Genomic DNA, 9,333 nt, shown 5'->3' with positions numbered 1-9,333 from the left:
CATGTCGCGCTTTTTGGTCAGCTGGGGAATGTGAGCTCAATAGTGATAGCGGCACTGAACGATGATGATGGCGTGGTCAGTCACACGGTAGACTAGGCGATGCTCCCGATCGATGCGGCGCGACCAATACCCTGGCCATTGGTGGCGCAGTGGTTCAGGATCTCCCAGCCCGTCAAAAGGCTGCCGCTGGATATCCTTGATCAGCGTATTGATGCGCTTGAGTGTTTTCTTGTCGCGTGACTGCCAGTAGAGATAATCCTCCCAGGCGCTACTGGCCCAGGACAGCATCATGGCTCCAGGAGCTGGTGGTTTTCGGCCTCACCACGCTCGACCTCGGAGATGGCCTCGTTGAGTCGCTGGGCATTTCGCGGACTTGCCATCAGGTAAGCCGCTTCCTCGTAGGACTTGAAGTCCTCGACCGACATGATGATAGCCGGCTTCCCGTTTTGCCGGGTAATCAGCACGGGGACATGATCGTCATTGACCCGATCCATCACCTTGGCTAGCTGATTACGGAAATGGCTATAGGTGATCGTATCCATAACTACTGGCTCCTCAAAGTGCACGAAACACATTGTACTTGTTTTTGTACAACAAGAAGTAGGTAAAGTTCCCTATTCACGGCACCACCACCACCGGCACCGGGATGCGGGCCAGCAGGTCGACATCTTGCTCCAGCAGCGTGATCAGCCGTGCGCGGGTGATCACCAGAGCGCCGCGACGGGCGCGGGCGAGGAAGCGCTCCAGCGCCGGGGCGTCCATGGGGGCGAGTTCCTCGCGACCCAGGAACAGCGGATGGCGGCGCACCGCCTCCTCCGGGGTCTCGCCCCATGGCAGCGCCGGTGCCTCGCCGCGGAAGTAGCGCAGCGGGCCTGGCTCCGGCGGATGACGCTCGTCCCAGATGATCACCGCGCAGGGCGCCTCCAGCAGCACACGCTGGCTGGTGGAGCCCAGGCGGCTACCCCAGCGCGCCGAGAGGCCCGCCTTGCCCAGCACCAGCACGTCGCCGGGCCCGGCCTCCTCCAGGGCCACGCTTGCCACCTGACCGCGGCTCACCTGCAGGCGATGGCGCAGCGCGCGGCCCTCCGCCGCCAGGCGCAGCGCACGCTGCACCCTCTGCATCTGGCGGGCCAGGCTCACCTCCAGGCCCTCGCTGGAGAGCGGCCGCGCCACCCCGCTGCTGGCTCCCACCTCCTGCGAGAAGGGGAAGGCGGCGCAGGCCAGCAGGTCGAGATCCTCCACGAACAGCGCCACCAGCTCGGCGCGGGCCTGCTCGGCCAGGGCGGCCGCGGCTTCCAATGCCGCCAACCCCTGGCGGGAGTCGTCGAGCAGCGCCAATACCCGCAGTGCCTCATCGGGGGATAGCCCGGTCGCTGTGGAACGCCCAGGCTCGGTGGGTGGCAGCTCAGGCGTCATCGCCGCCCTCCTCGCCACCCTCGGCGGCCTGCTCGTCACCGTTGCCGGAAGCAGCCTTCACCACCTCCTGGAACCTGGCCAGGCGCGCCTGGACCCTGCCATTGAGGCTCTCCGCCGGGAAGTTGCCCGCCTCGTCGCCCTCGCCCAGGGTCTCGCCGGTCAACAGGGCCAATGCCTCGTCCACATGGCGCACCGCGAAGATGCGGAAGCGGCCTGCCTCCATCGCCTCGCGCACCTCACGCTTGAGCATCAGGTGCTCGACGTTGGTGGCCGGCAGGATCACCGCCTGGCCCGCCAGCTCGCCGCGGGCGACGCAGACATCGAAGAAGCCCTCGATCTTCTCGTTGACGCCACCCACCGCCTGCACCTCACCGTGCTGGTTGATGGAACCGGTGACCGCGAAGGCCTGGTCAAGCCCCACCCGGGCGATGGCCGAGACCAGCGCGCACACCTCCGCCACCGAGGCACTGTCGCCCTCGATGCCGCCATACGACTGCTCGAAGGCCAGGCTCGCCGACAGCGACAGCGGGCTCTCGCCGGCGTAGCGCCCGGCCAGGTAGCGCGACAGGATCATCACCGCCTTGGAGTGGATGCGCCCGCCCAGGCGCGCCTCGCGCTCGATGTCCACCACCTGGCCGCTGCCGGGCCTGGCCGTCGCGGTGATACGAGTCGGCTGGCCGAAGGCGAAGTCGCCCAGCGCGAGCACCGAGAGGCCGTTGACCTGCCCTACCACGCGCCCCTGGGTGGCGATCATCACGCTGCCGCGGGTGATCTGCTCATGGCTGCGCTCGCGGATGCGCCCCGCCCGCCACAGCTGCTGGGCCACCGCCTTTTCGATATCCTCGCGGCGGATCACGCTGGAACCCGCCACGCTGGCCCAGTGGTCGGCCTCCATCAGCAGGTCGTGGAGATCACGATGGCGCGCGGTCAGCCGCTTCTGGTCGTCGGCCAGGCGGCTGGCGCGCTCGATGGTGGCCGCCACCCCGCTGCGATCCAGCGGGGCCAGCGCCGCCTCCCGGGCCAGGGTGGCGATCATCCGCGCGTAGAGCGCCAGGCTCTCGTCGCTGCGCTCGAGCTCGTCCTCCAGGTCCACCTGTACCTTGAACAGCTCCAGGAACTCGGGGTCGTGCTCGCACAGCAGGTAGTAGAGCAGCCGCTCGCCGAGCAGCACGATCTTGACGTCCAGCGGGATCGGCTGGGGCTCCAGGCTCACGGTGCTGATCAGGCCATAGGCCTGCTCCAGGGACTCGGTACGGATCTCGCCGGCGCGCAGCACGCGCTTGAGGGTCTCCCAGGCGCCGGGCTGGGTGAGCAGGCCGCGGATATCCAGCACCAGGTAACCGCCGTTGGCGCGATGCAGGGCGCCGGCGCGGATCAGCGAGAAGTCGGTGAGCAGGGTGCCGTTGTGCACGTGATGCTCGATGCGCCCCACCAGGTGCTGGTGGCCCGGCAGATCCTGGTAGATCACCGGCGCCCCCTCGGTGTCAGCGTTGTCCACCAGCAAGTTGAGGTAGCAGCGGCTGAAGATCGCCTCCGGCGGGATCTCGGGCTCGTCGGCGATGAACGACTCGGCATGCTGCAGGATCGCCTCGCGGATCGCCGCCAGGTGGGCGATCACTCCCTCCTCGTTCTGGTAGCGCTCCTCCAGCTCGGCCAGGGGAGCACCGATGGCGGTCTGCAGCACCTCCTCGTTGAGCTGCTGGACCTGCTCGCGCAGTTCCTTGGCCAGTTTCGGCATGCGGCGGATCGCCTGGGTCAGCTTGCGCTGCAAGATCTCCACCGCGTGCTCGATGCGCTCGCGCTGCTCCTGCGGGAGCTTCTCGTACTCCTTGGGCGAGAGCACCTTGTCGCTGTCGCCATCGGCGGGGGCGAAGGTGAAGCCGTTGGGGGTGGAGAGCAGCAGCACGCCCTGCTCGCGGGCCTCGCGGCGTACCGCCTCCACCGCATCGCGCTGGCGCTCGCCCATGGCCTGCTTCAGCTCCTGGAGGCGGTTCTGGTACTCGTCGCTCTCGAACACCGCCGGGATGGCCCCGCGCAGCTCCTCCACCAGTGCCTCGATGTCGCGCCTGAGCTGGCGCCCCAGCCCCGCCGGCAGCTGCAGGTAGAGCGGCACCGAGGGGTCCTCGAAGTTGTAGAGGTAGCACCAGTCCGGCGGCGAGGCGTCCTGGCTGGAACGCTCGGTCAGGTAGCGCCCCACCAGGTTGTGCTTGCCATGCCCCGGCTGGCCCAGCACGAAGAGGTTGAAACCGTCGCTGCGGATCGCCGTGCCGAAGGCCAGCGCCTCCCGCGCCCGCTCGTGCCCGGCCAGCAGGTCCAGCGACTCCAGCTCGCTGGTGACCTCGAAAGAAAACGCCTCCTCCGGGCATGCCTGATACACCTGTGCGCTCGTCAGCGGCTCGACCACGGCTCGTCTCCTGTCGTCCATGCGAATACCCTCACCATGGAGCAGGCACGGCCCGACCGCCAGCACCGAGATCAACAATGCTAGACTACGCCGCCATAAGGCCCTCAACGCCAGGCCCACCCCTGCAGGCGTAGAAGGAGACGCAGCATGGCCCTGATCATCGGCCTCACCGGCGGCATCGCCTCGGGCAAGTCCACCGTCGCCCGCGCCTTCGCCGCGCTGGGCGCCCCCTGGGTGGATGCCGACGACGTCGCCCGCGAGGTGGTCGAGCCCGGCGAGCCGGCGCTGGCCGAGATCGCCGAGCGCTTCGGCGCGCGGGTGCTCAACGACGACGGCACCCTCGACCGCCGCACCCTGCGCGAGATCGTCTTCCAGGACGAGGGCGAGCGCCGCTGGCTGGAGTCGGTCACCCACCCGCGCATCCGCGAGCGGCTGATCGCCCACCTGGAGCGCCTGGCCGCCGATGGCGCCCCCTATGTGCTGCTGGTCACCCCGCTGCTGTTCGAATCCGGCCAGGTCGCCATGGTCGACCGCGCTCTGGTCATCGACGTGCCGGAGGCGCTGCAGATCGAGCGCACCGCCGCCCGCGACGGCGTGGATGCCGACCAGGCCCAACGCATCGTCGCCGCCCAGATGCCCCGCGCCGAGCGCCTGGCCCGCGCCGACGACGTGCTGGATAATGGCGGCAGCGAGGCCGAGATGCGCCGCCAGGTCGCCGAGCTGGATCGGCGCTATCGCCAGCTGTACTCTCAGCCCCCTTGGGGGTCAGACCCTTAAATTCCCTTAAGGGTCTGACCCTTCAGTAAACTTAGCCACGGAGCCCCATGAGCGAATCCCGACGCCCCCTGGAAGTTGCCTGCCCCCAGTGCCGCAAGAAGGTGGCATGGCGGGAGGACAATCCCTACCGTCCCTTCTGCAGCGAGCGCTGCCGGCTGCTCGATCTCGGCGCCTGGGCCGACGGCAGCCACCGCATCGCCGGTGAGCCCGCCATGGACGAGACCGAGATCGACGAGATGATCCTGCGCGCCGAGCGCGGCCTGCAGGACGACGGGTAAGACGCCGAGATGAGCGACGCCACTCCCCCGCGCCCCGAGTACCGCCTGCTCGCCGAGCTCGAGGCCACCTTCGACGCCGTGATCGAGCGCAGCGCGGCGGTGGCCGAGGCTTACGCCCGCGCCCCCGGTGCCTGCTGGATCTTCGGCGAGCCCGAGCCGGCCTCCCCCGAGCACGCCGCCGAATGGCTGCGTCGCTCGCTGCAGGACGTCTGGTACCAGGATGGCCAGGACGGCCGCGCCACCCGCGCGCATATCGGGCTGGTGGCGGCAAACGACGAGGTGATGGAAGCGGTAGCGGCGGCCAATATCGCCAAGGCCGAGTTCGCCGCCCTCACCGCGCGCATCCGCGACCAGGCCCCGGCGCTGATCCCCGAGGCCAAGGCGGTACTGCCCTTCCGCCATCCCGCCCTGCACGACCACCTGCGCGGCGAGGGGCTGGCCCGAGTGCACCTCAAGCAGTGTTGGCGGGCGATCCCCACCAGCGAGGCGCCGCTCGCCCGGGTGCGCCTGGCCTGGTATTCGAGCGGGCGCTCCATCAAGAAGCTGACGGTACAGGAGGCCGAGCAGAAGCTGCTGGCCCTGGACCACGAGGCGCCGCATATCCGCATCCAGCTGCGCAAGCTCGCCGGCATCCCCAGCGGCGAGCCGCTGGCCCAGGTGCAACGCCAGGCGCCGCTGATGCGCGCCAACCTCTTCTATCGGGACCCCCTGGAGGATGGCCGCACCCGCCGCGCCATGAACGTCGCCCTGCCGCTGTTTATCCCTTCACCGGACGGCAAGCTGCCCGATCACAACCTGCCACCGCTTTCGCCGCCGGAGAAACGCACCCGCGCCCGCCGCCGCGACGAGAAGCTCGAGGATGAGCCCTTTCTGCCCAGCCTGAGGGTCTATCGGTATCGATACGGGAAGCTTCAAGACCTGTTGAAAGACTTGGAACAGGTCTAGAATGGTGATGAGATCACCACAGGAGACCTCCCATGCCTCACCATATCCTGGCGACCACCACTGCCAGCATCTCCGAGCTCAAGAAGAACCCGATGGCCACCGTGGCCGCCGGAGAGGGCTTCCCGGTCGCCGTGTTGAACCGCAACGAGCCCGCCTTCTACTGCATCCCTGCCGCCGTCTACGAGGAGCTGCTCGAGAAGCTGGAAGACGCCGAGCTCAACCGCATCGCCGACGAGCGCAGCGACCAGGCAGAGATCTCGGTGACACTGGATGAGCTATGAACTGCGCTTTCGCGCCGATGCGCTGAAGGAGTGGCACAAGCTCGACGGCAGCGTACGCGAGCAGTTCAAGAAGAAACTGCGCACTATCCTGGAATCACCGGCCATCCCCGCCTCACGCCTGTCAGGCAGCCAGAATCGCTACAAGATCAAGTTGCGCAGCGCGGGCTTCCGGCTGGTCTATGAGGTCCGTGACAGCGAACTGGTCGTGCTGGTCATCGCCGTCGGCAAACGGGATCGCAACGGCGTCTATCTCAAGGCCGTCAGACGACAGTAACCCTCCTCCAGGGCATCAGCCCTCCGGCCGCGCCTCCTCCGGCCGCGCCTCCTCCGGCAGTTCGTTCCTCTCTTGCCTGTCTCCGAACTGCATCCCCAACACCCGCCTGTCAACCCAGTGCAGCAGCCCCAACTGGGCGGCCAGCACGGCGAAACACCAGAACAGCGCCTTGATCATGTCGATATCCCCAAGGGAGGCCCACGGCCTCCTCAGACATGATCATAGCGCCACCACACATGCCAAGGTAGCTAGCCGCCTAATGAAATTTTTTGATCTGGCGGGGTTGCCTTATAGCCGCTCCGCCACCCGCTCGAGGATCTGCCGGCTGACCCGGTTCACCAGCGGCGTGGCGGCCTTGGTTACCGCCTTCTCCAGCAGCTTGTTGCGCAGCCGGTAGGTCAGGGTCAGGCTCACCTCGGTGCCGCCCTCCACCGGGCGCAGGCGATAGCGCCCCTGGTTCTCCACGCCATCCAGGGAGGCCCAGGCCAGCGCTTCCGGCGCACGACGCTCGGTGATCGCCACATCGAAGTGCCAGTCGCGCCCCACGGCATGCACGTGCCAGCGGAAGCGGTCGTCGCCCAGCACCTCGATGCTGTGGACCAGGTCGGAGTAGTCGGCGAAGTCCTCCACCCGCTCCAGCAGCGCGAAGACCCGCTCCGGCGGCGCCGCGAGGATCGCGGCGTGTTCGATGGTGGCCATGGCGTGCTCCCTGCAACGATGATCGGGGTCAGCGGCAAAGTATCGCAGCTTGGCTGGCATATCTCGAAGGCTTCCTGCGGTATGGGCCGTCACTGCGCCCTCAATCGTAGATATCCTTGCGGTGCGCTGCCCGGACCACCAGCACCACCAGCCGATCATCCTGTATCTGACAGATCACGCGATAATCCCCCACCCGATAGCGCCAGAGCTCGGTCAACTCACCCTTCAGCGGTTTTCCCAGCTGGCGCGGATCTTCAAGCGCCACCACGCGCTGCTCCAGAAAAGCGCGGATGCGCTGACGCTGTTGGGGGTCAATCTTCCTGAAGCCCTTCGCGGCCGAGGCCAGGTACTCAATCCTCCAGCTCACGCCAGAACTCCTCGGCACTCATCACGCGATCCCGCCCCTGCCGGAGCTGCTCCAGCGCATGCTCGGCCAGGTACGCATCCTCCATCTCCTCGAGATGCTCCTCGATCAACTTGCGCAGATAGAAAGTCTTGGAACGTCCTGTCGCCTGAGCAAGGTGCGTCAGCCGCGCCTCGATATCCGGGTCCAGTCGTAGGCTGATAGGCATGATGCCACCCTCGCGTGATACATGTAGTCAATGTATCGCAAAACGACAGGTGTCGCCATGAGGTCGCTATCACTTCCAGCGCCCCGGCCGTCATGGAAGGTCCACCCCCAGCGTCACCGTCATCGCATGGCCCTTCTCCGTCGCCCATTCCAGCAGCGAATCGCGCAGCGCCTGCTGGGCGTGGCGCTCGCCGTGCACCAGGCGAATATGGCGCGGCGGGCGACGCATGCGGCGTACGAAGTTGAGCAGATCCTGGCCGTCGGCGTGGGCGGAGTAACCCGAGACCGTCTCCACCCGGGCGCGAATATCGATGCGCTCGCCATCCAGTTCCACCCAGCCACCCCTTGGGCCGTAGCGCTGGATATCGCGCCCCGGGGTTCCGGCGCCCTGGTAGCCGGTGAAGAGCACACAGTGGCGCGGGTCGCCCAGCATGCGCTTGAGGTAGTTGACCACCCGCCCGCCGCTGACCATGCCGCTGGCCGCGATCACCACCGCCGGGCGATGGCTCACGGCGAGATACTCGACGGTGCGCTCGCGCTCCTCATGCGAGCTAACGGTATAAAGGTTCTCGAAGCTGAGCGGGTGGCGCCCCGCCCGTAGCCGGCGGTGGGCCTCGGCGTCCCACCAGGGCTTGAGCTCGCGGTAGACCGCGGTGAAGCGCGCCGCCAGGGGCGAGTCGACGATGATCTCCAGCGCCCGCCAGCGCCGGCTGCCCGCCTGGTGGATCAGCGTCTCCATCTCGTAGAGCAGATCCTGGGTGCGCCCGATGCTGAACGCCGGGATCACCACCGTGCCGCCGTTCGCGAGCGCCCGATCGATGGCCGCCTTGAGCCGGGCGCGGCGGTGGCGACGATCGTCGTGGCGGCGGTCGCCGTAGGTGCTCTCCAGCACCAGGGTGTCGCAGCCCCAGGGCGGCTTGGGCGCCGGCAGCAGCGGCGCATAGGGCGCGCCCAGGTCGCCGGAGAACAGGGTGCGCTGCGCCTCGCCAAGCTCGCGGTCGAGGGTGTCCACCTCCACGTAGCAGGAGCCGAGGATATGCCCGGCGCGCTGCAGCCTCACCCGCACCCGGTGGCGCGCGTCGTCCACCAGGGTGTGCCACTCACGGTAGCCAAGCGTCACCAGCCGGCCCTCCACCTCGGCCAGGAAACGCTCGATCAACGTCCGGTCGCGGGTGAAGCCGATCTTCAGCGCATCCTCGATCACCAGCGGCAGCAGTCTTGCCGAGGGCACCGAGCAGAGGATGGGCCCTTCGTAGCCAGCCGCCAGCAGGTAGGGCAGCCGGCCAATATGGTCGATATGCACATGGGTCACCACCAGCGCCAGCACGTCAGCGACCGGGAAATCGACCGTGAGCTGCGCGAAGCTGTCGACATGGTCGGCGTCCTGGCCCTGGAACAGGCCGCAGTCCACCAGCAGCGCGCGGTCATCGCTGATCTGCAGACGATGGCAACTGCCGGTGACGCCACTGGCGCCACCGTGATGGGAGAGCCGGGGGAAGTGAGGGGAATTCACTGGCATCGCGCTGGCCTCCATGCCGGGGAATGCCCTCAGTGTAGTCGGCCAGTCGCCGGAGGAGCCCGCAACGGCTTATTCCGAACCGCTATCCCAGGGATTCATCAGCGCCACTCTAGTCGCTGCGAAGTCGGCGACATTGCGGGTCACCACGTTGACGTCCTCCCCTCCCTCA

At 67.6% G+C, this 9,333-nt stretch carries 14 protein-coding genes; 5 read left to right on the top strand and 9 right to left on the bottom strand.

All coding sequences use genetic code 11. The annotated features are described in order from the left end of the window. Positions 1-36: 36 nt before the first annotated feature. From Q673_RS24005 to Q673_RS23995, 4 genes are all read right to left on the bottom strand, one after another. A complete protein-coding gene (locus tag Q673_RS24005) occupies positions 37-291 on the bottom strand; it encodes a Txe/YoeB family addiction module toxin (RefSeq protein ID WP_031217789.1) in 255 nt (84 codons plus the stop codon). Then, positions 288-542 (bottom strand): type II toxin-antitoxin system Phd/YefM family antitoxin, encoded by a 255-nt coding sequence (locus Q673_RS24000; RefSeq protein WP_023005205.1) that lies wholly within the window; start codon positions 540-542, stop codon positions 288-290. Before Q673_RS24000 ends, Q673_RS24005 begins: the two co-directional genes overlap by 4 nt. 76 nt (positions 543-618) lie before the next feature. Further along, positions 619-1,416, bottom strand: coding sequence for a universal stress protein (locus tag Q673_RS35525; RefSeq protein WP_081711988.1), 798 nt, complete (start codon positions 1,414-1,416; stop codon positions 619-621). Continuing rightward, positions 1,406-3,841 (bottom strand): Lon protease family protein, encoded by a 2,436-nt coding sequence (locus Q673_RS23995; protein ID WP_031217786.1) that lies wholly within the window; start codon positions 3,839-3,841, stop codon positions 1,406-1,408. The genes Q673_RS35525 and Q673_RS23995 overlap by 11 nt, the downstream gene beginning before the upstream one ends. Positions 3,842-3,973: 132 nt before the next feature. Between Q673_RS23995 and coaE the strand changes: the two genes are divergently transcribed. Genes coaE through Q673_RS23970 form a run of 5 tightly spaced genes read left to right on the top strand, consistent with a single transcriptional unit; the run spans position 3,974 to position 6,375 of the window. Further along, positions 3,974-4,597, top strand: a complete 624-nt coding sequence (gene coaE / locus Q673_RS23990) for a dephospho-CoA kinase (RefSeq protein ID WP_043524487.1) — start codon at positions 3,974-3,976, stop codon at positions 4,595-4,597. Between the two features lie 47 nt (positions 4,598-4,644). Then, complete coding sequence (gene yacG, locus Q673_RS23985; protein WP_023005201.1) at positions 4,645-4,875, top strand: DNA gyrase inhibitor YacG; 231 nt, start codon at positions 4,645-4,647, stop codon at positions 4,873-4,875. A 9-nt stretch (positions 4,876-4,884) separates the two neighbouring features. Continuing rightward, the gene (locus tag Q673_RS23980) at positions 4,885-5,820 is read left to right on the top strand and encodes a hypothetical protein (RefSeq protein ID WP_023005200.1); all 936 of its coding nucleotides are present in this window, start codon (positions 4,885-4,887) and stop codon (positions 5,818-5,820) included. 32 nt (positions 5,821-5,852) lie between these two features. Further along, positions 5,853-6,101 carry a type II toxin-antitoxin system Phd/YefM family antitoxin gene (locus tag Q673_RS23975; protein WP_023005199.1) on the top strand — a complete coding sequence of 83 codons (249 nt, stop codon included), beginning with the start codon at positions 5,853-5,855 and terminating at the stop codon, positions 6,099-6,101. Beyond that, positions 6,091-6,375 carry a type II toxin-antitoxin system RelE family toxin gene (locus Q673_RS23970; RefSeq protein ID WP_023005198.1) on the top strand — a complete coding sequence of 95 codons (285 nt, stop codon included), beginning with the start codon at positions 6,091-6,093 and terminating at the stop codon, positions 6,373-6,375. Before Q673_RS23975 ends, Q673_RS23970 begins: the two co-directional genes overlap by 11 nt. A gap of 15 nt (positions 6,376-6,390) precedes the next feature. Here Q673_RS23970 and Q673_RS36690 read toward each other — a convergent pair whose 3' ends face one another. From Q673_RS36690 to Q673_RS23950, 5 genes are all read right to left on the bottom strand, one after another. Further along, the gene (locus Q673_RS36690) at positions 6,391-6,552 is read right to left on the bottom strand and encodes a hypothetical protein (protein WP_023005197.1); all 162 of its coding nucleotides are present in this window, start codon (positions 6,550-6,552) and stop codon (positions 6,391-6,393) included. A gap of 111 nt (positions 6,553-6,663) precedes the next feature. Continuing rightward, the gene (locus Q673_RS23965; RefSeq protein ID WP_023005196.1) at positions 6,664-7,074 is read right to left on the bottom strand and encodes an SRPBCC family protein; all 411 of its coding nucleotides are present in this window, start codon (positions 7,072-7,074) and stop codon (positions 6,664-6,666) included. Positions 7,075-7,174: 100 nt separating this feature from the next. Continuing rightward, positions 7,175-7,441 (bottom strand): type II toxin-antitoxin system RelE family toxin, encoded by a 267-nt coding sequence (locus tag Q673_RS23960; RefSeq protein ID WP_023005195.1) that lies wholly within the window; start codon positions 7,439-7,441, stop codon positions 7,175-7,177. Further along, positions 7,425-7,646: a type II toxin-antitoxin system RelB family antitoxin gene (gene relB, locus Q673_RS23955; RefSeq protein WP_023005194.1), complete on the bottom strand. Its 222-nt coding sequence runs from the start codon at positions 7,644-7,646 to the stop codon at positions 7,425-7,427. The genes Q673_RS23960 and relB overlap by 17 nt, the downstream gene beginning before the upstream one ends. A gap of 90 nt (positions 7,647-7,736) precedes the next feature. After that, positions 7,737-9,164: an MBL fold metallo-hydrolase RNA specificity domain-containing protein gene (locus Q673_RS23950; protein ID WP_023005193.1), complete on the bottom strand. Its 1,428-nt coding sequence runs from the start codon at positions 9,162-9,164 to the stop codon at positions 7,737-7,739. Between the last annotated feature and the right edge of the window lie 169 nt (positions 9,165-9,333).

Source organism: Halomonas sp. PBN3 (assembly GCF_000475415.1).
Lineage (GTDB): Bacteria > Pseudomonadota > Gammaproteobacteria > Pseudomonadales > Halomonadaceae > Halomonas > Halomonas shengliensis.
The sequence above is the reverse complement of the archived record's forward strand: the minus strand, read 5'-3'. Positions and strand labels throughout refer to the sequence as shown.

Excerpts from the sequence above, each read along its gene's own strand:
- Q673_RS24005 (WP_031217789.1), bottom strand. The coding sequence starts at position 291 with ATGATGCTGTCCTGGGCCAGTAGCGCCTGGGAGGATTATCTCTACTGG.
- Q673_RS24000 (WP_023005205.1), bottom strand. The coding sequence starts at position 542 with ATGGATACGATCACCTATAGCCATTTCCGTAATCAGCTAGCCAAGGTG.
- Q673_RS35525 (WP_081711988.1), bottom strand. The coding sequence starts at position 1,416 with ATGACGCCTGAGCTGCCACCCACCGAGCCTGGGCGTTCCACAGCGACC.
- Q673_RS23995 (WP_031217786.1), bottom strand. The coding sequence starts at position 3,841 with ATGGACGACAGGAGACGAGCCGTGGTCGAGCCGCTGACGAGCGCACAG.
- yacG (WP_023005201.1), top strand. The coding sequence starts at position 4,645 with ATGAGCGAATCCCGACGCCCCCTGGAAGTTGCCTGCCCCCAGTGCCGC.
- Q673_RS23980 (WP_023005200.1), top strand. The coding sequence starts at position 4,885 with ATGAGCGACGCCACTCCCCCGCGCCCCGAGTACCGCCTGCTCGCCGAG.
- Q673_RS23975 (WP_023005199.1), top strand. The coding sequence starts at position 5,853 with ATGCCTCACCATATCCTGGCGACCACCACTGCCAGCATCTCCGAGCTC.
- Q673_RS23970 (WP_023005198.1), top strand. The coding sequence starts at position 6,091 with ATGAGCTATGAACTGCGCTTTCGCGCCGATGCGCTGAAGGAGTGGCAC.
- Q673_RS36690 (WP_023005197.1), bottom strand. The coding sequence starts at position 6,552 with ATGATCAAGGCGCTGTTCTGGTGTTTCGCCGTGCTGGCCGCCCAGTTG.
- Q673_RS23965 (WP_023005196.1), bottom strand. The coding sequence starts at position 7,074 with ATGGCCACCATCGAACACGCCGCGATCCTCGCGGCGCCGCCGGAGCGG.
- relB (WP_023005194.1), bottom strand. The coding sequence starts at position 7,646 with ATGCCTATCAGCCTACGACTGGACCCGGATATCGAGGCGCGGCTGACG.
- Q673_RS23950 (WP_023005193.1), bottom strand. The coding sequence starts at position 9,164 with ATGCCAGTGAATTCCCCTCACTTCCCCCGGCTCTCCCATCACGGTGGC.